The sequence below is a fragment of the Lebetimonas sp. JS085 genome (genome assembly GCF_000523295.1).
In the GTDB taxonomy this organism is placed as follows: domain Bacteria; phylum Campylobacterota; class Campylobacteria; order Campylobacterales; family Nautiliaceae; genus Lebetimonas.
Genome location: NZ_ATHR01000001.1, coordinates 726,578 through 749,896 on the forward strand (window position 1 = coordinate 726,578; position 23,319 = coordinate 749,896).

24 protein-coding genes and 2 pseudogenes are annotated in these 23,319 nt (G+C 31.3%); 16 read left to right on the forward strand and 10 right to left on the reverse strand.

The genetic code is table 11. The features are described from left to right. Positions 1–3 precede the first annotated feature (3 nt). Together DZ68_RS0104080 and hisF are read right to left on the reverse strand one after the other, a co-directional pair. On the reverse strand, positions 4–477 hold the full coding sequence (locus DZ68_RS0104080; RefSeq protein ID WP_024790750.1) for a hypothetical protein: 474 nt from the start codon (positions 475–477) through the stop codon (positions 4–6). A gap of 14 nt (positions 478–491) precedes the next feature. Next, positions 492–1,253 carry an imidazole glycerol phosphate synthase subunit HisF gene (gene hisF / locus DZ68_RS0104085; protein ID WP_024790751.1) on the reverse strand — a complete coding sequence of 254 codons (762 nt, stop codon included), beginning with the start codon at positions 1,251–1,253 and terminating at the stop codon, positions 492–494. Between the two features lie 110 nt (positions 1,254–1,363). Here hisF and rsmA point away from each other — a divergent pair, with 110 nt between their 5' ends. Continuing rightward, positions 1,364–2,083, forward strand: a complete 720-nt coding sequence (gene rsmA, locus DZ68_RS0104090) for a 16S rRNA (adenine(1518)-N(6)/adenine(1519)-N(6))-dimethyltransferase RsmA (protein WP_236617344.1) — start codon at positions 1,364–1,366, stop codon at positions 2,081–2,083. Then, positions 2,052–3,908 (forward strand): ribonuclease J, encoded by a 1,857-nt coding sequence (locus DZ68_RS0104095; protein WP_024787376.1) that lies wholly within the window; start codon positions 2,052–2,054, stop codon positions 3,906–3,908. Before rsmA ends, DZ68_RS0104095 begins: the two co-directional genes overlap by 32 nt. Here the strand turns inward: DZ68_RS0104095 and DZ68_RS11335 are convergent. Continuing rightward, positions 3,896–4,429: a GGDEF domain-containing protein gene (locus DZ68_RS11335; RefSeq protein ID WP_369792401.1), complete on the reverse strand. Its 534-nt coding sequence runs from the start codon at positions 4,427–4,429 to the stop codon at positions 3,896–3,898. The genes DZ68_RS0104095 and DZ68_RS11335 overlap by 13 nt on opposite strands. A gap of 114 nt (positions 4,430–4,543) precedes the next feature. Continuing rightward, positions 4,544–6,117, reverse strand: a pseudogene (locus DZ68_RS11340) (transporter substrate-binding domain-containing protein); the annotation flags it as partial. 56 nt (positions 6,118–6,173) lie between these two features. Between DZ68_RS11340 and DZ68_RS0104110 the strand changes: the two are divergent. The 7 genes and pseudogenes from DZ68_RS0104110 (at position 6,174) to DZ68_RS0104145 (ending at position 11,927) form a co-directional block, all read left to right on the forward strand. Beyond that, on the forward strand, positions 6,174–6,413 hold the full coding sequence (locus tag DZ68_RS0104110) for a DUF493 domain-containing protein (RefSeq protein ID WP_024787378.1): 240 nt from the start codon (positions 6,174–6,176) through the stop codon (positions 6,411–6,413). Between the two features lie 9 nt (positions 6,414–6,422). Continuing rightward, complete coding sequence (locus DZ68_RS0104115) at positions 6,423–6,635, forward strand: hypothetical protein (protein WP_024787379.1); 213 nt, start codon at positions 6,423–6,425, stop codon at positions 6,633–6,635. Beyond that, positions 6,622–7,026, forward strand: coding sequence for a type II toxin-antitoxin system VapC family toxin (locus tag DZ68_RS0104120; RefSeq protein WP_024787380.1), 405 nt, complete (start codon positions 6,622–6,624; stop codon positions 7,024–7,026). Before DZ68_RS0104115 ends, DZ68_RS0104120 begins: the two co-directional genes overlap by 14 nt. Positions 7,027–7,035: 9 nt before the next feature. Further along, positions 7,036–8,004, forward strand: a complete 969-nt coding sequence (gene pyrC, locus DZ68_RS0104125) for a dihydroorotase (RefSeq protein WP_162147226.1) — start codon at positions 7,036–7,038, stop codon at positions 8,002–8,004. A gap of 118 nt (positions 8,005–8,122) precedes the next feature. Continuing rightward, positions 8,123–10,420 (forward strand): annotated as a pseudogene (locus DZ68_RS0104130) (ribonucleoside triphosphate reductase). Continuing rightward, positions 10,420–11,097 carry an anaerobic ribonucleoside-triphosphate reductase activating protein gene (locus tag DZ68_RS0104140; RefSeq protein ID WP_024787384.1) on the forward strand — a complete coding sequence of 226 codons (678 nt, stop codon included), beginning with the start codon at positions 10,420–10,422 and terminating at the stop codon, positions 11,095–11,097. Before DZ68_RS0104130 ends, DZ68_RS0104140 begins: the two are co-directional and overlap by 1 nt. 32 nt (positions 11,098–11,129) lie before the next feature. After that, positions 11,130–11,927: a sulfite exporter TauE/SafE family protein gene (locus tag DZ68_RS0104145; protein WP_024787385.1), complete on the forward strand. Its 798-nt coding sequence runs from the start codon at positions 11,130–11,132 to the stop codon at positions 11,925–11,927. An 18-nt stretch (positions 11,928–11,945) separates the two neighbouring features. Here the strand turns inward: DZ68_RS0104145 and DZ68_RS0104150 are convergent, their stop codons facing one another. Continuing rightward, positions 11,946–12,308, reverse strand: coding sequence for a DsrE/DsrF/TusD sulfur relay family protein (locus tag DZ68_RS0104150; protein ID WP_035908145.1), 363 nt, complete (start codon positions 12,306–12,308; stop codon positions 11,946–11,948). A 93-nt stretch (positions 12,309–12,401) separates the two neighbouring features. On the opposite strand from DZ68_RS0104150, the gene DZ68_RS0104155 reads away from it, so the two are divergent. Genes DZ68_RS0104155 through DZ68_RS0104165 form a run of 3 tightly spaced genes read left to right on the forward strand, consistent with a single transcriptional unit; the run spans position 12,402 to position 14,032 of the window. Next, a complete protein-coding gene (locus tag DZ68_RS0104155; RefSeq protein WP_024790757.1) occupies positions 12,402–12,731 on the forward strand; it encodes a helix-turn-helix transcriptional regulator in 330 nt (109 codons plus the stop codon). A 3-nt stretch (positions 12,732–12,734) separates the two neighbouring features. Then, positions 12,735–13,340 carry a class I SAM-dependent methyltransferase gene (locus DZ68_RS0104160; RefSeq protein ID WP_024790758.1) on the forward strand — a complete coding sequence of 202 codons (606 nt, stop codon included), beginning with the start codon at positions 12,735–12,737 and terminating at the stop codon, positions 13,338–13,340. Then, positions 13,337–14,032, forward strand: coding sequence for an MBL fold metallo-hydrolase (locus tag DZ68_RS0104165; RefSeq protein WP_024790759.1), 696 nt, complete (start codon positions 13,337–13,339; stop codon positions 14,030–14,032). The genes DZ68_RS0104160 and DZ68_RS0104165 overlap by 4 nt, the downstream gene beginning before the upstream one ends. Here the strand turns inward: DZ68_RS0104165 and DZ68_RS0104170 are convergent. After that, positions 14,019–14,654, reverse strand: a complete 636-nt coding sequence (locus tag DZ68_RS0104170) for a TrmH family RNA methyltransferase (protein WP_024790760.1) — start codon at positions 14,652–14,654, stop codon at positions 14,019–14,021. The two genes, DZ68_RS0104165 and DZ68_RS0104170, sit on opposite strands and share 14 nt — an antisense overlap. A gap of 151 nt (positions 14,655–14,805) precedes the next feature. Between DZ68_RS0104170 and DZ68_RS10005 the strand changes: the two genes are divergently transcribed. The 4 genes from DZ68_RS10005 to DZ68_RS0104190 all read left to right on the forward strand — a co-directional run bounded on the left by DZ68_RS10005 (position 14,806) and on the right by DZ68_RS0104190 (position 20,648). Beyond that, positions 14,806–16,416: a lysophospholipid acyltransferase family protein gene (locus DZ68_RS10005; protein ID WP_369792402.1), complete on the forward strand. Its 1,611-nt coding sequence runs from the start codon at positions 14,806–14,808 to the stop codon at positions 16,414–16,416. A gap of 63 nt (positions 16,417–16,479) precedes the next feature. Next, entirely contained in the window at positions 16,480–19,143 is a 2,664-nt protein-coding gene (locus tag DZ68_RS0104180; protein WP_024790761.1) for a bifunctional YncE family protein/alkaline phosphatase family protein, read from the forward strand. Between the two features lie 40 nt (positions 19,144–19,183). Continuing rightward, positions 19,184–19,927 carry a UDP-2,3-diacylglucosamine diphosphatase gene (locus DZ68_RS0104185; RefSeq protein ID WP_024790762.1) on the forward strand — a complete coding sequence of 248 codons (744 nt, stop codon included), beginning with the start codon at positions 19,184–19,186 and terminating at the stop codon, positions 19,925–19,927. Continuing rightward, entirely contained in the window at positions 19,917–20,648 is a 732-nt protein-coding gene (locus DZ68_RS0104190) for a patatin-like phospholipase family protein (RefSeq protein WP_024787392.1), read from the forward strand. Before DZ68_RS0104185 ends, DZ68_RS0104190 begins: the two co-directional genes overlap by 11 nt. Here the strand turns inward: DZ68_RS0104190 and DZ68_RS0104195 are convergent. From DZ68_RS0104195 to DZ68_RS0104210, 4 genes are read right to left on the reverse strand one after another with little or no spacing between them, the layout of a single operon-like run. Continuing rightward, positions 20,635–21,414, reverse strand: coding sequence for a metal ABC transporter permease (locus DZ68_RS0104195; RefSeq protein WP_024789583.1), 780 nt, complete (start codon positions 21,412–21,414; stop codon positions 20,635–20,637). The two genes, DZ68_RS0104190 and DZ68_RS0104195, sit on opposite strands and share 14 nt — an antisense overlap. Next, on the reverse strand, positions 21,395–22,123 hold the full coding sequence (locus DZ68_RS0104200) for a metal ABC transporter ATP-binding protein (protein ID WP_024790763.1): 729 nt from the start codon (positions 22,121–22,123) through the stop codon (positions 21,395–21,397). The genes DZ68_RS0104195 and DZ68_RS0104200 overlap by 20 nt, the downstream gene beginning before the upstream one ends. After that, a complete protein-coding gene (locus tag DZ68_RS0104205; RefSeq protein ID WP_024790764.1) occupies positions 22,120–22,923 on the reverse strand; it encodes a metal ABC transporter solute-binding protein, Zn/Mn family in 804 nt (267 codons plus the stop codon). The genes DZ68_RS0104200 and DZ68_RS0104205 overlap by 4 nt, the downstream gene beginning before the upstream one ends. Beyond that, positions 22,901–23,284: a Fur family transcriptional regulator gene (locus DZ68_RS0104210; RefSeq protein ID WP_024790765.1), complete on the reverse strand. Its 384-nt coding sequence runs from the start codon at positions 23,282–23,284 to the stop codon at positions 22,901–22,903. Before DZ68_RS0104210 ends, DZ68_RS0104205 begins: the two co-directional genes overlap by 23 nt. Between the last annotated feature and the right edge of the window lie 35 nt (positions 23,285–23,319).

Sequence of the window (23,319 nt, forward strand, 5' to 3'; positions counted from 1 at the left end):
CATTTATTTACAATCCAATGTAATTTTATATCTTAATTTTATTTCTGTCGGTTTTAAAACAATTTTTTCCTCGTCCGGATTTAAAAAAATAATATTTTTTATTTTACATGATTTATAAATGTTTGATAGTTTTTTAATAATTTGATACTGAAATTGGTCCATATCAACAACAGCAATTTTAATGTATTTAAATTTTGCGTCTTTCGGGGCGTAAAATTTATTATTCAGGTAATTTTCAATTTCTCTGGTATCTTTTATAATATAACCGTTTTTTGTTCTGTAAAATTTAAAAGGAAATATTAAATTTTCTTTTGTCTGAATTAAAACTGCATCTTCATTTGGAATAATAAATTTTTTTTCTATTTTTATAAATTTAACATTAAAAGCATTTAAAATTAAAGGTAACAATAAAATTATTTTCCATTTTCCATTATAGCCGCTTTTTAAGCGGCCAGATGAGCAAAGCTCATTTTTCATTTTTCATTCTCCATTTAAATTCTCACGCTTATATTGTTTTGCTGTAAATATTTTTTAAGGTCCATTATCTCTATTTCTCTAAAATGAAAAATACTTGCTGCTAATGCAGCATCTGCCGAGTGTTCAAAAACTTCTTTGAAATGCTCCATTTTTCCTGCCCCTCCGCTGGCAATAACAGGTACGTTGAGCATTTTTGAAATAATTTCCGTTATTTGAATATCAAATCCTGCTTTTGTCCCGTCTGTATCCATTGATGTTAAAAGTATTTCCCCCGCACCTCTGTCTACTACCTCCTTTGCCCAGTTAATAGCATCAAGTCCTGTGTCTTCGCGGCCTCCTTTTATAAAAACATTCCATTTTTGAGGCGCTACTTTTTTTACATCAATTGCAACTACTATACACTGGCTTCCGAATCTTTTTGCCCCTTCATTTATAAAATCCGGATTTTTTACAGCGGCTGAATTTACTGAAACCTTATCGCATCCCACGTTTAATAAATTATAAATATCATCAAGTTCGCTTATACCCCCTCCCACGGTTAAAGGAATAAAAACTTCTTTTGCCACGTTTTTGATAATATCAATTATAGGTTTTCTTTTTTCATGGCTTGCGTTAATATCAAGAAAAGTCAGTTCATCCGCTCCTTCATCATTATATCTTATTGCAGCTTCAACAGGGTCACCGGCATCGCGCAAGCCTACAAAATTTACCCCTTTTACAACCCTTCCTTCTTTAACATCAAGACAGGGAATTATTCTTTTTGCAAAATATTCCATAAAAAACCTTTTTTGTTATAATTTTAACATACTTTACATTATAAAAAGGATATGTTATAATCAGAGCAAAGAAAAAATTTGGTCAAAATTTTTTAAAAGATAAATATTATTTGGAAAAAATCGTCGAAGCGATGCCCAATACTCAAAATTTAATTATAGAGATTGGGCCTGGCTTAGGCGATTTAACGGAAAAGTTGCTGGAAAAAAGAAGAGTGACAGCAATAGAAATTGATAAAGATTTGTGTGAAATTTTAAAAGATAAATTTCCGAACTTAAATCTAATTTGTGGTGATGTTCTTGAATTTTGGAAAAAGGGTTTTTTAGCTGAAGAAAATTATGATTTGATTGCAAATTTACCATATTATATAGCAACAAATATAATTTTAAAAGCCCTTAAAGATAAAAACGCAAAAAATATTTTGGTTTTAATTCAAAAGGAAGTGGCAGATAAATTCAGTGCGAAAACAGGCAATAGAAATTATTCTTCTTTGGCTGTTTTGGCAAGCAGTGTTGCAAAAGTAAAAAAATTGTTTGATATACCTCCCGGGGCGTTTGTTCCTGCTCCGAAGGTGACAAGCAGTGTAATTTTATTTGAAAAATTTAAAAAAAACTATGATGAAGAGTTTGCTAAATTTTTAAAAATTGCATTTAGTAATCCCAGAAAAACACTCAGTAAGAATTTATCTGCAACAGGGCTGAATTTGAAAGATTTTGAACTTGATCCGAAATTAAGACCTCACCAGGTAGACGGCTTAACTTTTTTCCGGCTCTTTTCCGCGCTAAAGGAAAGGAGTAAGAATGGAAGAAAACAAAAACCAAAATCTCAGTAAACAGAATAATAAAAACAGCAATCAAAAACAAAATTTAAAATCTGCACAAAAAAAAGCAGATCCAAAAAATTTTGTATGGTTTAAAGATTTGAACAAAGCTTTTAATGAAAATGAAAAAATTCACCAATCAAGGCTTAATACATTTAATAAAATAAATGAAAATACAAAAAGATGGATTAAGTTTACCCCGCTTGGCGGACTTGATGAAATAGGGGGAAACTGTGCAGTACTTGAAACAGAACACAGTGCAATTATAATTGACTGCGGGATGAGTTTTCCGAGCGAGGATATGCACGGAGTTGATATTTTAATTCCAGATTTTACATATTTAAGGGAAATTAGGCATAAAATAAAAGGGCTTATAATAACACACGGTCACGAAGACCATATAGGGGCCGTGCCATATCTTTTTAAAGAAATGCAGTTTCCAATTTATGGAACAAGTTTGCCTCTTGCCATGATAGAAAACAAATTTAAAGAACATAAAATTCTGCAATACAAAAGTTATTTCAGAAGCGTAAAAAAAAGGCATCCTATTCAAATAGGGGATTTTAAAGTAGAGTGGATTCATATGACACATTCTATTATTGATTCATCTTCGCTTGCCATACAGACCCCGGCGGGGACAGTAATACATACCGGGGATTTTAAAATCGACCATACACCGATTGACGGATACGCCCCTGATTTAAACAGGATTGCATATTACGGTGAAAAAGGGGTGCTTGCACTTTTCAGCGATTCTACAAATTCATATAAACCGGGTGTTACCCCGAGTGAAAGCATAGTTGGAAACACATTTGACGATCTGTTTTTGAAAAGCAAAGGCAGGGTTATAATGTCAACATTTTCTTCCAACATACACAGGGTTTATCAGGCAATTGAAAGGGGTATAAAACACGGAAGAAAAGTTTGTATTATCGGAAGAAGTATGGAACAGAACTTAAACGTAGCAATGGATTTAGGTTATATCAAACTTCCAAGGGATATATTTATAGACCCTTATGAAATAGGGAAATATCAGGACAATGAAATATTGATTGTAACAACTGGAAGCCAGGGGGAAAGCATGAGTGCATTATACAGAATGGCTATAGACGAGCACAGACACGTTAAAATAAAAGAAGGTGATCAGATTGTGCTAAGTGCAAGGGCCATACCCGGTAATGAGCCAAGTGTTTCCCAACTGATAAACTTTTTAATGAAAAAAGGCGCAAAAGTCGCTTATCAACAATTCAGTGAAATACATGTAAGCGGACATGCTTCTCAGGAAGAGCAAAAATTGATGATAAGGCTTGTTAAGCCCAAATATTTTTTTCCGGTTCACGGAGAATACAACCACAGGATGAAACACAGGGAAACTGCTCTTACAACAGGATTGGATGAAAATAATATCTTTATAATGGAAGACGGCGAACAATGGGAAATAACTCCAAAAAGGGTCAGAAAGGTAAAATCTGTAAAAACAGGAAAAATATATATTGACAACCAGATAAACGAACAGATTGAAACAGATATTGTTTTGGACAGGCAAAAATTAGCAAATGAGGGGATTATTATGGTTGTTGCCCAAATAGATAGGCAAAATAAAAAACTTATAGGAAGGCCGAGAGTTACAACATACGGAATTATCGCGGACAGACAGGATAAAGCATTTGCCAAAGAAATGGAAGATATTTTGGTAAATTATATTGATCATGCGAAAGATTATGTATATGAAAAAAACAGAATTTTTGAAAATGAACTCAGAAATGTGATAAGAAAACATGTTTTCAGAAAAACCAAAAAATACCCTACAATAGTGCCTGTTGTCTATTTTATGTAAACAACTATGTTTCTTCCTTTTTCTTTTGCCTTATAAAGAGCTCTGTCGGCTCTGTTTACTATTGAAATATTATCGTCATTTTCTTTTAATTCAGCTATACCGAAAGATATGGTAACATTTAAACCGTCAAAATTATGCTCTTGTATAATTTTTCTTAATTTTTCAGAAATTTTAACCGCTTCTTTTGCTTTGGTGGAAGGTAATATGATTAAAAACTCTTCACCTCCCCACCTTCCAAATATATCTGTTTTTCTAATATTTTCTTTTATAAGTTTAGAAATTTCTTTTAAAACAAAATCACCTTTTTCATGTCCATAAGTGTCATTAATTTTTTTGAAATAGTCTATATCAAAATAAATGATAGATAACGGTGTTTTATATCTTTTTGCTCTTTCAATTTCCTCAATTAATCTTTTGTTCATTTCCAGTCTGTTATAAATTTCTGTAATAAGTTTGTCATGAGTTGCAATTATTTCCAATTTGTTTTTTATTTTTTTTATTTTAAAAAACAAAATTACCAATAAAACCAGTATTAACGATAAGCTTGCTATTATAACAGCACCTATTAAATATCTTTTTTTTACTTTTTCGTATGGTATTCCTTCATAAATGTTTACCGAAACATATTTATTTAATATATTTACTTTTTCTTTTGCTGGAATATCGTTTATAACTTTATTTAAAATATTTTTTAATGTGTTGTAATCATTTCTTATCATAAATTTCAGAGGGAAAGAAAAAGGTGTTATTCCTTTTATAGAAATATTTAAATATTTATGTTTGGATATATAATATGCCAGTGTGGGGAAAATATCAATAACTCCGAAAATTTCCCCTTTTTCCAAAAGTTTTAAACCTTCTTCGGAATCTTTTACAGGAACAATTTTGATTTTTGGATAATATTTTTTAATTAATTCATATGCCGTATAATTTTTTCCTACGGCAATTTTTTTGTTATATAAATCTTCCATATTTAAAATAACATTTACATTGTTTTTTGTAGCTATCACAATGGGATAACTTACATATGCCTTTGTAAAAATAGCGTATTTTTTTCTTTCCGGGGTATCGGTTGTATTTGGAATAACATCTGCTTCTTTGTTTTTTACTTTATTTAATTCAGTCGTAAAATCAGGTGCAATTTCACAAAATTTTTTTAGATAGATTTTATTACTGATATTTTTCCAAAAATCTATAGATATTCCCGTTAATTCATTATTTTGTAAAAAATTAAAAGGCGGCCAGGTTGAAGTGGATATACAATGAATGAGGTTGTTTTCTATAAAGGTTTTTTCTGTTTTCTCTGTGATATAAGGGGAATATACAAAATCAAAAAAATCAAAATCGTTTTTTATATTAAAAATTAACTGGTATAATAGTTTAAGCTGATTTATTTTGTCTCTGTTAAAAAGATAATTTTCCGATAAAAACGGGATAGTTTTATATGCTTCATTTTTTAATTTTTTATAAGTGAAATGCTGTGTATTGTATTTTCTGAGAATTGTTTTTACAGTTTCATCTATATGGGTTTTTGTATACTCCCACCCTTTTTTGGTGGCTTTTACAAAATTTTTAACTGTTTTGGGATTATTTTTTAAATAACTTTCGGATGTAAACAATACATCACCATAAGCATCGATGCCTTCATTTAAAGGCGAAAAGAGTTTGTATGGAATTTTGTTTTTTCAAGCCAATATAATTGGTCGGTTATGTAAATAATATAAACACCCTTTTTTTTTAAATCTGTTTCGCTAAAAATCTTATTGGTAATTTTAATTTTTTTAAAGTCTATACCGGCTTTTTTTAACATTCCGATGATAGCGATGTTATAAAATGCCATTTTAGGGGTATGTATTATTTTTCTTTTTAAATCTTTAAGTGTTTTTACTTTAGGGTCGGTTGAAACAATTGCAATAGGGGTATTCTCAAAAACAGGCATAAGGGCAACTACATGTTTTCCTTTTAGTTTATAATAAATTAAAGAGGAATTTGCAATTCCAAACTGAGCTTTGTTATTTAAAACATCGCTTATAGGATTATTATCACTAAGTTCTTTAAAAGTTACATTTAAATCATATTTTTTGTAAAATCCTTTTTCTTTGGCCATATAAAAACCGGCAAACTGAAAAGCGTTTTTCCATTTTAAATCCAGTGTAATATTTTCGGCGCTAAGAATTGAAAGTAATATAAACAAGATTATTACAGGCATCTCTCCCCTTTATGATATAATTATATAATAAATTAATATAAAATTAAAGGAGTAATATGGAAAAAAAGATAGAATATCCGAGAATATGGGGATATACTATTATTGGAGAAGATAAAGAAAAAATGAAAAAAGCCGTAAAAGAGTGTATAAACAACCAGGAATGTGAAATTAAAGATTCAAAATCGCACGGAAAATACCACTCACAAAAATTTGAGGTTTATGTTACATGTGAGGAAGAAAGAAATGAATTTTTTAAGCGTCTCAATAAACATAAAGATATAAAATTTGTTTTGTAAAGGTATATAATGATTAGAGAAATTGTAAAGCCAGATAAAGAAAAATTAATTATTCATATACCAAAAGAATATATTGGAAAAGAAATTGAAATTTTAATTTTTCCAAAGAATGAAAATAAAAATGATTTAGAAGAATTTAAACAAATTACTAAAAAAAGAGTTAAACCCAAAGTTTCATATTATAAAGGTATGGAAAATGAGGTAAATAATGATTTATTTTGATACTAATGTTTTAATTTATAATACGCTAAATCAAGATGAAGAAAAATATTTATTGGCTGAAAAATTGATAAAAGATGCCTTAGAACACGATGAGTTTGTAATTTCTTCTCTTGTAATAAGTGAATATATTTTTACTTTATCAAAACTAAAAATTATTAATGAATGTAGGGAACATATTGATTTTTATTCTAAATTTTGTCAATTTACTTTTAATAAACATGATGTTTTAAATGCTTATCAAAAATGTATAAAATTAAATAAATGTAGAAATATTAATGATTTTATTCATTTAGAAACGGCAAATAAGTTTTGTAAAAAGATTATTACATTTGATTTTGATTTTAAAAATTTAGAAAAATTTTATAATATAGAAATTGAAATTGTAAAATAAAGGATAATAATGATTTTAAATACTCCGATTGATATGCATTTGCATTTAAGAGAGGGCAAAATATTAAAAGATGTTTTACCTTACACTGAAAGTCAGTTTGCAGCGGCAGTTGTTATGCCGAATTTAGTACCGCCCGTTGATAATAAGGAAAGACTTCTTTCATATAAAGAGAAAATTTTAAGCAGTTCCAAAGATTTTACTCCTTTAATGAATGTTTTTATGAGAGAATATTCAGAAAAAGAATTAAAAGAATTAAAAGAGTTTATTTTTGCTGTAAAACTTTATCCCGCCGGAATTACAACTAACAGTGAAGGCGGTGTCAGGGGAATTGAAACGGTTTATCCGGTACTTGAAATGATGCAGGAACTTGGAATTCCTCTCAGTATTCATGGTGAAACCCACGGATTTGTAATGGAGAGGGAAAGAGAATTTATTCCAGTTTATGAAAAACTGGCCCGTGATTTTCCAAAATTAAAAATTATAATGGAGCATGTCGGAACTGCCCAAACATTGGATTTGCTTGATAAATATGAGAATTTGTATGCGACCATCACGCTTCATCATCTTCTTTTAACGCTTGATGAGGTTGCAGGTGGAATGCTAAATCCCCATTATTTTTGCAAGCCTGTTGTCAAAACTCCAAAAGACAGGAATGCAATCCAAAAATTTGTAAAATCCGGTCATAAAAAAGTTATGTTTGGAAGCGATTCGGCCCCTCATCCGATAAAAAACAAATTAAAAGGTGCAGCGGGAATTTTCAGCGCCCCTATAATACTTCCGGCACTTGCCGAATTTTTTGAAGAAGATATAGAAACACTTCAAAAATTTGTAAGCAACAATGCAAGAGAAAATTTCAATATTGATGTGCCGGAGAAAAAAGTAAAATTAATAAAAGAGGAATGGACAGCCCCATATATTGTGGGTGAAATTAAACCGATGTTTGCAGGAAAAATTTTTAAATATAAAGTGGTTTCTTAAGCCCCAATATAGGGAATGAATGATTGTTTAGGACAAAAAGAGTCCGGTAATCCCGGGCTTTTTTAAGCTTTTATTAAGTTTATAGATGTATAATTTTAAAAACTCCAAGGGCTGAAAAATGAAAAGAGTAATAAAAAGAGACGGAAGTTATCAAAACTATTTCCCTTATAAAATTGAAGAAGCGATAATTAAGGCTTTTGATGCCACAAATGTTAAATATGACCCTCATGTGTTTAATGAAGTAATTGAACAGATTAAAGAAATAGAGACACCTGAAGTCGAATATATTCAGGATTTAATAGAAAAATCTCTTTATAAACACGGATATTTTGATGTAATGAAAAATTTTATGCTTTATCGGCATTTGCATAAACTTCAAAGAGAAAATTTATTAAATAAAGATGCTACATATATAAACTGCAATACAACAATCGAAGAGTATATTAATAAACAGGACTGGAGAATAAACGCCAATTCCAATACGGGTTATTCACATGCAGGACTTATTAATAATACCGCAGGAAAAGTTATTGCTAATTTCTGGCTTGATAAGGTATATTCTCCCGAAGAGGGAAGGGCCCACAGAGACGGGGATTATCATATACATGATTTGGACTGTCTGAGCGGATACTGTGCGGGTTGGAGTTTAAGGAATCTTTTAAATGAAGGGTTTAACGGAGTAAGGGGAAGGGTGGAAAGCAAGGCGCCCTCTCATTTCAGAAGTGCTCTTGGACAGATGGCGAATTTTCTTGGAATACTTCAGAGTGAATGGGCCGGAGCTCAGGCATTCAGCAGTTTTGATACATATCTGGCCCCTTATGTGTTTAAAGATAAACTGAAATTTAATGAAATTAAAGAGGCGGTTGAGAGTTTTGTATATAATCTTAATGTTCCTGCAAGGTGGGGACAGAGTCCTTTTACAAACATTACCATAGATTTTACGGTTCCGGATGATTTGAAAGACCAGATACCGACAAGAAACAATAAACATTTGCTTGAAGGTATGGAAGATGAAGAATTATTGAAAAAATTACAAAAAAGGAACCCCAATATCAAAAAACTGACAGATGCCACATATAAAGATTTCGAGCCCGAAATGCAGGAAATTATAAAAGCTTATTATGAGGTAATGACAGAAGGTGATGCAATAGGCCAGCCTTTTACTTTTCCTATCCCTACGGTAAACATTACCGAAGATTTTGACTGGGATTCACCTGCTGCTAAGGCTCTTTGGGAAAACACCGCAAAAATAGGAAGTAGTTATTTTCAAAATTTTATAGGTAGTCAGTATATTACAGATGAAAACGGAAACAGGGTGAGAAATCCAAATGCTTATGAGCCCGGAGCGGTCAGAAGTATGTGCTGCAGGCTTCAGCTCGATTTGAGAGAACTTAAAAGAAGAGGCGGCGGGCTTTTCGGAAGTGCCGAAATGACAGGAAGTATAGGTGTTGTAACTATCAATATGGCAAGACTTGGGTATCTGTTTAAAGGCGATAAGGAAGCGTTACTTGAAAGATTGGAATATTTAATGGATTTGGCTAAATCAACCTTGGAAAAGAAAAGAAAATTTGTAGAGGAAATGTATGACAGGGGGCTTTATCCTTATACAAAAAGATATTTGCCGGGATTTAACAACCATTTTTCCACAATCGGCGTAAACGGTATAAATGAAATGATAAGAAATTTTACAAGTGATAGGGAAAATATAGCAACTGTTTGGGGAGTGGAATTTGCAAAAGAAGTGCTTGAATTTATGAGAAATAAGCTTATAAAATATCAGGAAATTACAGGAAATTTATATAACCTTGAAGCGACTCCGGCAGAGGGGACAACATACAGGTTTGCAAAAGAAGATAAAAAAAGATTTCCAAATATTATTCAGGCGGGGTATGAAGATGCGCCTTATTATACGAATTCATCCCAGCTTCCTGCAAATTATACAGACGATCCTTTTGAAGCCCTAAGTCTGCAGGATGATTTGCAAACTTTGTATACGGGGGGAACGGTATTGCATTTATATATGAGTGAAAAATTAAGCTCACCCGAAGCTGCTAAAAAGCTGGTTAGAAAGGCAATTTCTAATTTTAGAATGCCTTATATTTCAATAACGCCTGTGTTTAGTGTATGTCCAAAACACGGATATATAGCGGGTGAACATGAATACTGTCCTTATTGTGATGAAGAGCTTTTAAGGGAAATTGAAGAAGGAAAATATAAAATCGATGACTAATCTAAAAAAGGAGAGAATATGAAAGTAAAAGAATTATCTAAAGAAGAAATTTTGGAAAAATTAAAAGAAAAAAGACAAAAATGTATGGTTTATACAAGGGTTATGGGATATCACAGACCTGTTGAGAGTTTCAATATAGGTAAAAAGGCGGAGCACAGAGAAAGAAAATATTTTAAAGAAAGTTAATGAACGGAATTTATTCCATTCAAAAATTTTCATCCCTTGATTTTCCCGGAAGGCTTTGTGCCATATTGTGGTTTAGCGGATGTAATATGAGATGCCCTTATTGTTACAATAAAGATGTTGTGTTCGGTAAAAAGAGAATTGAAGAAGATGAAATAATCGGATTTTTAAAAACAAGAACAGGGTTGCTTGACGGAGTGACATTTACCGGGGGATGCCCCACGCTTTATCCAAATTTAATAAATTTTGCTAAAAAAATAAAAGATATGGGCTTTGAAATCAAACTCGATACAAACGGTATTAATACAGAAATAATTAAAGAAATGGTTGAAAATAATTTAGTGGATTACATAGCACTTGATTTTAAAGCCCCTCCTGAAAAATTTGAACAGATTACCAAAAACAGATATTATGATAAATTTGAAAAAACACTTGAAATGTTAATAAAAAGCAATATTGACTTTGAAGTAAGAACTACCGTGCATACTGATTTACTGAATGAAAAAGATATAAACAAAATTATTGATGTTTTGTATGATTTGGGATATAAAAAAACGTATTATCTTCAGAATTTTTTTGAAAGTGAAAAAGAAACTCTTGGAAATATCGGACCTCAAAAAAGAAAACTTGACCGTTCGCAAATAATTTCCTCCATTCCTGTAGAATTTAGAAATTTTTAGTATAATAACCTAATTTGTAAATAAGGCTTTTTATGATTTTATATTATATAATATTAGGTATTATCACAGGTATACTTGCGGGCATATTGGGAATCGGCGGGGGTTTGGTAATCGTACCCGGGCTTTTGCTGATTTTTAAACATTTTGGACTGTTTCATAATGAGTATATGCATTTTGTCTCAGGCACTTCTTTGGCAATTGTTTCTTTAACTGTTGTAGGAAATATTATTTCTTATCAAAAACAAAAAAGAATTGATTGGAAACTTTTTAAAACATTAATTTTATATATTGTGCCTTTTAATATTATAGGGGCTCTTATAGCAACCTATCTTCCTTCAAAACTGCTTGAAAAATTTTTCGGACTGGTTATATTAATTTTATGTATCAATATGATTATAAATACATTTAAAAAATATAAATTAAAAAAAGAATTTGAAAAAAAAGAAATTCCTTTTGTTGTAAAAATGGTTATAGGAATTGTCATGGGATTAAAATCCGGAATGTTCGGAATAGGAGGAGGAGCTTTTATAACACCTGTTTTGTTAAAATACGGAATTGACATTAAAAAAGCGACAGCCACTACATCGGCATTGATACTGCCGCTTGGAATAATCGGAATGTTAATGTATATTTTTCTGGGTTTTAATAAAGTCCATTTTCAATGGACGCTTGGATATGTATATTTTCCGGCTGTTTTATTTGTGGCCCCAATTTCTATGGCTTCCACTTATATAGGGGCATGGATGTCTCATAAAATGCCAAAACTCTGGCTTAGAATTTTATTTATTTTGTTTTTGCTTTTTGTAGGGTTACATTCCCTTTTGGGTTAAAATTGGCAGAAGAAGAAATTAAAAAGTTATTACTTTGTCGCATTCTTCCACCCATTTTGCCAAGTCTTGCATCGTAGCTTTTATGGTATCTTCAAAATATGGCTGGTTTTTATAAATTCCGCATCTTGCCTGACATGTTCCGCAAACTTTTAGTTTTATTCCGTTTTGATACATCTCTTTAAGCATTGCAACTAAATCCGTATCATAGGTTTCAGGTTTTTTGTAACATTCCCTTGCCATATCCACAGAATCATTCATTAAAAAAATTCTGACATCATTTCCGTTTTCAAACAATGTTTTGGCAAGTCTTAACCCGTTCCATGCAATATCACTGCCGTCATATGGTTCGTGGTTGAAAATAAATAAAATTTTTTGATTCATATCCGCTCCTTTTTACTAATTTAGCTATTTAGCTTTTTTGCTAAATATTAAAGCGTATGGTATAATCTTTTATAAAAAAAATCAAGGATTTTTATGTTGACGCTTGAAGAAAAAGTCAAGGCTTTTAAAGCCCTGGGCCATAAGACGAGGCTTGAAATTTTTTTAAATATTTTAAGAAAACCTTATGTTTGTGGAATTAACAAAAAAGCCAGAAAAGATGATATTATTTCCCAGGCTTTGTGTGTAGGGGTTATTGCCGAACAGTTTGAATATTCACTGCCCACTATTTCAAGACATATAAAAGAATTAAAAGAAGCCAATTTAATAAAAATGAAAAAAATAGGTAACAGAATTTTTTTAGAACCAAATATGGAAGTTATAAAAGAATTGCAGGAATGCTTTAATTCTATGGTGAAGGAATAACAAATGCTTTTTGATAATTTAGTAAAAGATTACGAAGAATGGTTTGAAAAACATACAAAAATTTATGAAGAGGAGTTAAAAACAATTAAAGAATTATTGCCTGAGGGAAAAGGTATTGAAATAGGGGTGGGAACCGGCAGGTTTGCAGCACCTCTTGGCATTAAAGTTGGGATTGAACCAAGCAAAGAAATGAGCGAAATCGCCAAAAAAAGAGACATTGAAGTAATTAATATTACAGCTGAGGAGATGGATTTCGAGGAAGAGTTTGATTTTGCTTTGATTGTAACAACAATCTGTTTTGTAAAAGACCCACTTAAAACGCTTCAAAACACATATAAAGCATTGAAACAAGGCGGGTTTGTAATTGTAGCTTTTGTAGATTTAAACTCTCCTCTTGGCATGTTTTATGAAAAAAATAAATTTAAGTCTAAATTTTATAAAGAAGCTATCTTTTTTACAAAAGATGATATAATTGATTTACTTCAAAAAGCCGGATTTAGTGAATTTGAATGTGTGGAAAATTTATACGGAGAGGGTTTAGATAATTTAAGTTTTGAAATAAAAAGTTGCAACGGCGGGGCATTTAAGGTTATAAGGGGAAGAAAATGAGATTCAGTATAGTTTTTGATAATTACAGGGCAAATGAAAAATTAGAGAGTTTTTGGGGATTTGGATGTATTATAAATGATAATTTTTTGTTTGATACAGGTTCTAACGGAAGGGCGCTAATCAGGAATATTTCAAAAATGGGATTTGATATAAAAAAACTTGAATATCTTTTTATTTCACATCCTCACTGGGACCACATAGGAGGAATTGATTCTGTGGTTGATATAAACAGAAATTTAACAATGTTTTTACCGGATTCATTATCAGCATTATATATAAGGGATTTAAAAAAATTAAGCAAAAAAGTAAAAGTTATTAATGAATATCCCACTAAACTTTTTGATAATTTTTATTCAACCGGAGTTATGCATCCAATTGGTGAACAAAGCCTTGTAATTGATGAAGGAGAGTTTTCAATAGTTGTTACAGGCTGTGCGCATCCGGGGATTGTAAATATTGTAAAAAGAGCAATTGAGATGCTAAATAAACCGGTGCTTTATGCACTTGGAGGATTTCATTTAATGAGAAGCAGTGAAGAAGAAATTGCTGAAGTTATAAATGAACTTAAAAATTTAGGGGTTGAATATGTAACACCAACTCATTGCAGCGGTGATTTGGCAATAGGGATGTTTAAAGAAACTTATGGGGAAAATTTTATACCGGGCGGAGTCGGTAGAATTATTGAATTTTAGATTTTTTATGTCTCACCCTCCTTAGTTCTTTTTCAATAATATCATCATAAGCCCATTTTTTAAGGGTTTTTTGAATAAGTTTAGGTGGCAGCTGAGGTTTGTTATACATTCCTTTTGCCTGTCTCTGACGCTGGGCTTCATACAGCATTACTGCATTTGCCACAGATACATTAAGACTCTGACTCATTCCATACATTGGAATAATCACTTTTTTATCTGCATATTTAATTGAAATATCACTTACACCATCAACTTCGTTGCCAAGAACTATTAAAGTAGGTTTTGTATAATCAACTTCTCTAAAATCAACAGAAGTTTCATCAAGCATGGTAACTACCACCTGATAGCCTTCTTTTTTAATATCCTGATAAAATTTTTCTATATCGTTAATATATTCATTAAATATCCAGTTATGGGCACCCATAGTTATATCATTGTTTAATTTTACTTTTTTCTGGTGCCTGTAATAAAGTTTTCCTATATTTACGGCATCGCAGGTCCTGACAATTGCCGAGAGATTGTGGGCGGAATAGACATAATCCATAAAAACCCTTAAATCCCGCTGTCTTGTGTTTAAAATTTGTTTCATTTTACCTAATCTTTCCTGAGTAACTAAATACACTTTTTTCCTTTTTGTTATTTGAATGTTATTTTAACATTTTAAAATAATGAAAAAATGGAGGTTTTATGTTAAATATTAATAAAACAGTCTTAAAAAATATCCTCAGTTAAAAAAGCTTCCAAAACCTGTCTCTAAAGGTGTAATTAAAACAATAAACAAAATTGTCCATAAAAATGAAATTGACGAATTTTTAAAAGAATTTCCCCAAAAAGAGCCTTTTACTTTCATTGAGGAAGCGCTTGAGAAGTTAAATTTCTCTTATAAATATACAGTATCTGAGATAGAGAATATTCCCGTAAACGGCAGGATTATAATTATCGCGAATCATCCGACGGGTATTTTAGATACATTTTGTCTTATTGATTTGGTAAAGAAGGTCAGAAAAGATATAAAGGTTATGGCAAATAATTTGTTGTTACTTGAACAGTTAAAATCTATTCTAATAGGGGTTGATAATTTTGACAATAAAATTACAAAAGCTTCGTTATCAAACATTAATAAGTCCCTTCATAATGAGGAAGCTGTAATAATTTTTCCTTCGGGTGAAGTTTCAAGGCCGACTCCCACAGGAATAAGGGACGGCAAATGGCATAAAGGATTTTTACATTTTGCAAAACATAATAAAGCCCCGATTTTACCTGTTTTTATAAAAGCTAAAAATTCCAAAATATTTTACAGTATGTCTTTGATTAATAAAAATTTATCTTCTCTTCTTTTATTTAATGAAATGTTTAAGAAAAAAAATTCGCATCTTGAATTTAAAATTGGAGAATTAATCCCGTTTGATAGTTTTGATAATAAAATTGATGAACAATATCAGGTAAAACTTTTTAAAAAACATCTTTATAAAATTGGAAAAAATAAAAAGGAAGTTTACCAAACTCAAAAACCGATTATTCATCCTGTTGATAAAAAAGAGCTTAAAGATGAATTAAAGCGCTGCGAAGTTTTAGGAAAAACAACCGATGGAAAAATTATATATCTGTATAAATATTCTCCAGACAGTGTTATTTTAAAAGAGATTGCAAGGCTAAGGGAATATACATTCAGAAAAGTGGGCGAGGGGACAGGTAAAAGAAAAGATAAAGACAAGTATGATTATTATTATGACCATATAATTTTATGGAATGAAGATGAACTTGAAATAGTGGGCTCTTACAGAATAGGAAATGGAGAGTTTATATATAAAAAATTTAAAGAAAAAGGGTTTTATACCAATACTTTGTATGAATTCGGTGATGAGTTTATAAAAATTTTACCGAATGCAATAGAACTTGGAAGAAGTTTTGTAGTACCAAAATACTGGGGCAGCAGGGCGCTTGATTTACTTTGGCAGGGAATAGGTGCTTATATTAAAAGTAAAAATAATATTAGATATCTTTTCGGGCCTGTGAGTTTAAGCACTGAAATTCCTCTTTTTGCCCAGGAGATGATAATTTATTATTTTGATAAATATTATGGAAAAAACAAACATTTAGTAAAAGCAAAAAATCCTTTTATTGTTTCAAAAAATTCATTGGAAGAATTTAATTCTGTTTTTAAAGGCGGTTTAAAAGAAGATTTTAATATTTTAAGAAGCTATCTAAATTACTATAATACTTCTATTCCTACTTTATATAAGCAATATACTGATTTATGCGAAAGAGAAGGAGCCAGCTTTATAGATTACAATGTGGATGAGGATTTTAACAATTGTATTGACAGTTTTGTATTGGTTGATATTTCTACCATTAAGCCGCAAAAGAAAAAAAGATATCTTTAATTGTTATTTTAATGTTATTTTAATTTCCTATACTTTCTTTTGAAAAACTTTTAAGGAGAGGGAATGAAAATTAGAAAATACGGTTTGATGTTATCAATTGGTTTGATAATGATGAGCGGATGTGCAAACAATATGAATTTGGACAGACAATCAAAAAATGTTCAAAATGAATATTTTGCACCGACCGGAGATAGGTTAACACCCGCAGGCAAATTAATAAAATACGGAACTGCGGACATAGAGCAGCATGCAATGGACTGCAGGCTTTCGCCGGATGGGAAAATACTTGCGGTTGAGGGGAGGTTTTATTTAACATTGATTGATACAAAAACAGATAAAGTTATAAATGAAATTAATCTTAAAAAATCTTTTTTATCTAAAAAACATTCAGGTAATATGTATTCGGGAATTGCTTTTTCAAAAGACGGAAAACATATTTACTGGACAACAAGTTTGGGAGATATTCTGGAAGCCGCTTTAACAGGTACAAATGCGGCAATAAGTAAATTTTATCATTTTGATAAAGAAAACGGCAGACCCGCACTTCCTAACGATATAAAATTTTCAAAAGACGGGAAATATATGTACGTTACACTTAACGGTGCTGATAAAGTAGCAAAAATAGATGTGGCCACAAAAAAATTGGTTTGGGAAAAAGGGACAAAAGGAAATTTCCCATACGGCTTGGCAATTGCCAATAAGAAAATTTTTGTTACAAACTGGGGAGGGAAATTAGCCAATCCGTATAATGACATTGTTTCAAAAGGCGGATGGAATGATGAAAAAGCAGGATTTATAAAGGTTGATTCCATGAGTGAAAGTGCGGCAAGCGGCACTGTAAGCGTTATGGATGAAAACGGCAATGTAATAAAAACCTTAAACGTGGGGCTTCATCCGAATGACATTATTTCAAACGAAGAAGGAAGCAAAGTTTATGTGGCAAATGCAAACTCCGATACTGTTTCGGTTATTGACACAAAAACTTATAAAATTGAAAATATAGGTGTTTCACCAAACAGGGTTCCTTACGGATTTTCTCCTGATGCCCTGGCGCTGTCCCCAGATGAAAAATTTCTTTTTGTGGCGGATGGAAACCTTAATTGTGTCAGTGTAATTGATTTAAGTAATAATCAAGTAATCGGACTTATCCCAACAGGTGCGTATCCTGGGGGGCTTGATGTTTCAAAAGACGGGGAAAAGTTATATGTAGCCGATACGGAAGGGCTTTATTCAAGAGCTACAACTCAAAATAAAAATGACAAACACTTCAAATTGAATTATCCTCAAAAAGGAAGAAAAAACATTTCAACTGCTGGGTATTACAATACACACAGAGAATTTGCATATATTTCTGATATAAAATTGCCTGAGCTTGAAAAAGAGGATTTACAATACTGGACAAATCAGGTTAAGACCAATATGCAATATAGAAAACTTAAAAAAGCAATCGAAGAATCTATGCTTCCTCCGAGAAAAAATGTTAAACCTGTTCCGGTTCCTGAAAGACTCGGGGAACCTTCTGTATTTAAGCATGTTATTTATATTATAAAAGAAAACAGAACGTATGACCAGGTTTTAGGTGATATGAAAGAAGGTAACGGGGAAGCTTATTTAACGGTATTCGGTAAAAAAGTTACTCCTAATATGCATAAATTAGCACGTGAATTCGGACTTTTGGATAATTTTTATGATGTAGGCAAATGTTCGGCCGAAGGACATCCTTGGAGTGATAGTGCATTTGTGGATGATTATGTGGAAAAAAATGTAAGAGGCTGGTTCAGGGGATATCCTCATGTAATTTTGGATGCGATGGTTTCACCAAAAACAGGATATATCTGGGATGATGTTCTTTTCCACGGACATACTTTTAAAAATTACGGTGAAAATGTTCAGGCTGATGTTCCAAAATATTCAATATGGAAACAGTTTTACACTGATTATAAGAATGGAATTTCAATACCGTTTAAAAATTATGTATCTTTAAACAATATTGCAAAATATACTTCAAATACATATCCGGGATATGATCATCACAGAATACCTGACGAGATAAGGGCGGACGCATTTATTAAAGATATTAAAAAAGCAACTGACAGTAATTTCCCTGATTTTACCATAATGGCTCTTCCGGCTGACCATACTTCTCATCTAAAACCTGGATATCCGACACCTGCGTCAATGGTTGCGGATAATGATTTGGCTTTGGGGAGAATTGTAGAAGCCGTTTCGCACAGCCCTATATGGAAAGATACTGTAATTTTTGTATTGGAAGACGATACCCAGGACGGCTGGGACCATGTTTCTTCATACAGAGGTCCTGCATGGGTTATCAGCCCTTATTCAAAAAAACACCAGGTAATTCATACTTTTTATACACAGTTATCGGTTTTGCATACTATAGAAAGAATTTTAGGAATTCCTCCTATGAATATTAATGACGCAACTGCCCCTGTTATGTACAGCTGTTTTACAAATAAACCTGATTTCACCCCTTATACGAATGTTAAAAACCAGATACCTCTTGATAATATGACTCCAAAACCTGATGAGTTAAGTGGATTGGCTCGTAAATGGTCTCAAATAGCATCAAAATTGGATACAAAAATGGATAATTCAGCAAATGATGATTTGCTCAATAAAATGATTTGGTATTCTGCAAAAGGCTATAATACGCCTTATCCTTCAAAATATGTTATAAAAAGCAGCCATATAGACGATGACGATTAAAATCACGGAAAATTTTCCGTGTATTTTCAGGGAATGAGCAATGAAATATAAATCAATTTTTATATCCGATGTGCATTTAGGGACAAAATATTCAAAGACAGAAAAACTTCTTTCATTTATGAGGAAAAATGAATCTGAAAATCTTTATCTTGTTGGTGATATAATTGATGGTTGGGCATTAAAAAGAAAAATAAAATGGGCTCAGTCCCACTCAGATGTTATTCAAAAACTTTTAAGAAAAGCAAGAAAAGGAACAGAAGTTTATTATATCACCGGAAACCATGATGATTTTTTAAGGCCTTTTTTGCCAGTGGTATTGGGGGAGAGAATCCATATTTTAAATGAGGCTGAATATGATGCAATTAACGGTAAAAAATATTATATTACACACGGTGATTTTTTTGATTCTATAACTATGACAAAAAAATGGCTCTCAATCCTTGGAGATTACAGCTATGAAATTCTGCTTCATTTAAACGACCCGATTAACAGAATCAGAAAAATCTGTGGAATAAACAGATACTGGTCACTTTCAAAATATATGAAAGACAATGTCAAATCTTCTGTCAATTTTATAACCGATTTTGAAAATGTATTGGCGCAGTATGCAAAAACAAATAAATATAATGGTATAATCTGCGGGCATATTCATAAAGCTGAAATAAGAAAAATAGGGGATATTGATTATATGAACTGCGGGGACTGGGTGGAATCCTGCACTGCTTTGGTTGAAACGTATGAGGGGGAATGGAAAATAATTGAATGGTTAAATTATGAAAATTAATCTGGCACTTTCAGGCGGAGCCTTCAGAGGGGCTTTTCATTTAGGGTTTTTGGAAGCTATTGATTCAAAGATAGATATAAATGCAATTTCAGGCAGCAGTATAGGTGCATTAATCGGTGCAAGTTATGCATGCGGGGTAAAACCTCAAAAACAGCTTGAACTTTTAAAATCAAAAGCGTTTAAAAAAGTTTTTAAATTCAATTCTCTTACTAAAGGCTTTTTTAAAATAGATATAAATTCAGAGATTGCCAAAAAATTTATTCCACTTTCAACTTTTGAAGAACTTAACATTAAAACATATGTAAATGCACTCGATTTAAACAGCGGAAAAATTATCTACTTTGAAAAAGGTGATTTAAAAAAGGCTGTTTTGGCTTCAAGTGCCATAATGCCTTTTTTCCCTCCGGTTGAGCTGGATAATCTTTTTTTGGTTGACGGGGGGATTAAGGAAAACCTGCCTGTCGGTGTTTTTAAAGAGGGGATAATTGTCGGGGTTGATTTGTTTCCTTTAAAAAAAGAGTTTAAAAAAAGCTTTTTTGGAATTTTAAAAAGAATGTTTTATCTTTCATGGAGGGTTTCGTCAGAGGGCAGCATTAAAAAGTGTAATTTTTATATAACCGATGAAAGACTTTCAGATTATAAGCTCTGTTCATTTAAAAATTTTGACGATTTGTTTGAAATGGGGTATGAGAGGGGAGAGGAGTTTCTTAATTCTTTTTAAAAAGGCTCAAAAAAAGTCCGATACTTGCAATAATTACAATAGCAGGGGTTGGGGCGATGTCGTATTTTGCACTTATAAAAATTCCGGCGGTTGTAAAAACTGCGGCTAAAACAGCACTTAAAATAATCATTTTATAAAATTTATCTGTAAATCTTTCGGCTATAAGAGGCGGAATTGTAAAAAGAGCTAAAACCAATATAATTCCAATGGCTCTTACGCTCATTACAATACTAAGAGTCGTAAGAATTAAAAACAGTGTATAAATAATATTTGCGTTTATCCCCCTTAAATATAAAAATTCCCTGTCATAACTCATTGCAAGAAAATAGTTATATAAAAAAATTATAGAAATTAACAAAATAAAATCAACTCCTATCATATATTTTAAATCATTTGAATCAACAAGTAGAATATTTCCAAACAGATAACTTAACACGTCTGAATGATACCCTGGAGCCAAGGATAAAAATAAAATTCCCAAACTCATTCCAAGCGCCCAGATAACACCTAAAAAACTGTCAAGCCTATGGGGATATTTTATGGAAATAAATGCCAAAATCAGTGTTAAAAAAATGGCAAAAACAGTGGTTGTTAAAAGTACGGAACTCCCAAGAAAAATTGCAAGTCCTATTCCTCCAAAACTTCCATGGGCAATACTTCCGGTAATTGCTGAAGCTTTGTTTATAACTATCAGTGAGCCTATTATTCCAATTGCAATGCTAAGAAGAATTCCTGCATATACTGAATTACTTATTAAATCCCACATTTTTTTCCTTTAAAAAATCCATAAGTTCTACTTCACAAAAATGCTTGTCTGTTGGAATATTAAGTTTTGGACCTTCGTGAATTACGGCAGTTTTATTAATATAAGCTATTTTATCAACTTCTTTAAATAATATTTTAATATCGTGACTAACAACAATACGTGTTATTTTAATATTTTCTATTAAATCAAGAATTTCTTTTTGTCCGTTTATGTCTATTGCGCTTGTAGGCTCATCCATTATTAAAATTTTAGGCTCGGTGACAAGTGCCCTTGCAATTAAGACTTTTTGCCTCTGGCCTCCTGAGAGATCGCTTATTTTTTTATTTTTAAGATTTTCTATTTTTAATTTTTTAAGGATATTTACTGCTTTTTCCTTGTCTTCTTTTGAATAAAAAAATTTACCTTTTTTAACTCTTCCCTGAAGCACTATATCAAAAACGGTTATTGGAATATCAAGGGAAAAGGTTGTATATTGGGGAACATAACCTATTAAATTTCTGGCTGAAAGCGGGGATTTATTATAAATTTTAATTTCCCCTTTATCTGGTTTTAAAAATCCTAAAATCAGTTTTAAAAGGGTGGTTTTTCCACCTCCGTTTGGCCCGATAATAGCTAAAAACTCTTTATCATCAAGAGTTAAATTAATATTTTTCAATATCCATTCACTATTATATTTAAAGAAAAGCTCTTTTATTTCAACCGCTTTCATTTAAGGGCTTTAATGAGTTCTTTAATGGTATATCTCGGATCTTCATTCAAAGGACTTATCACATAAGTTTTGGCATTTATTTTTTGAGCGATGATTTCGGCATATTTTTTAGGAAATTCCGGTGAAATTATTACTGTTTTTATATGATTTTCTTTTGCTGTTTTCAACACTTTATTAAGATATGAAAAGCTTGGTTCTTTACCTTCTTTTTCAAGAGCAACTTCTTTTATGTGAAAATCCTGGCTGAAATGATAAAATGCCGGGTGGAATGTAATAAATGATTTTTGATTTATATTTAAAAATCCTTCTTTTTCCAAAGCAGCTAAGGAATTAATATATTTTATATAATTATTTAAATAAAATTCTTTGTTTTTTGGATCTGCTTTAATTAATTCATCTAAAACAACTTTTGCTTCAAGCTGTAGTTTAGCAGGGCTTAGCCATATATGCGGGTTGGGTTCTTTATTTAAATATTTTCCAAAATATACCACTTTTATATTTGGATTTGTTTCTTTAATTTTGTTTATATATTTTTTATCAAAAGGCACTCCGATTGTAAAATAAACATCTGAATTTTTAATGTTTTTAAGCTCTTTAAAACTTATTGAATAGGTTGCAGGGCTGCTTCCGGGAGGTACCATTACATAAACATTGGCCTTTTCTTCGGCAATAGCTTTAACAACGCCTTTTTGAGGCAATACCGTTACTGAAATATTTAAGGCAAAACTAAAAATTGGCAATAATAAAAATATAATTTTCCATTTTCCATTTTCTATTTTATATTGATTGTTTGCATTCATTGCATATTCCTTTAAATTTAATTTCAATTGAATCTATTTCAAAATCCGTATATTTGGTTAGACTTATTACATCTTCAGGCTTTAAAGCATTCAGGCAGTAAATTTTTTTGCATATTTTGCATTCAAAATGGGGATGAATAGGATTGTGAATTTTACAGTTTATTTCATAAAAACTAATGCCCTCGCTGTTTTTTATTTCTCTTATTATCTCTTTTTTTAGTAAGGAATGTATGTTTCTGTAAACAGTTGCTTTATCTACATTTAAATTTTTTTGCAACTCTTTTGCAGAACAAATACCTTTTTGTAACAATTTAGCTATTTTTAACTCTGTTTTTTTAAGATTTAATAACTTTTCACACATGTTGAAATTATATCAAAAATGCAACTTGGTTGCAA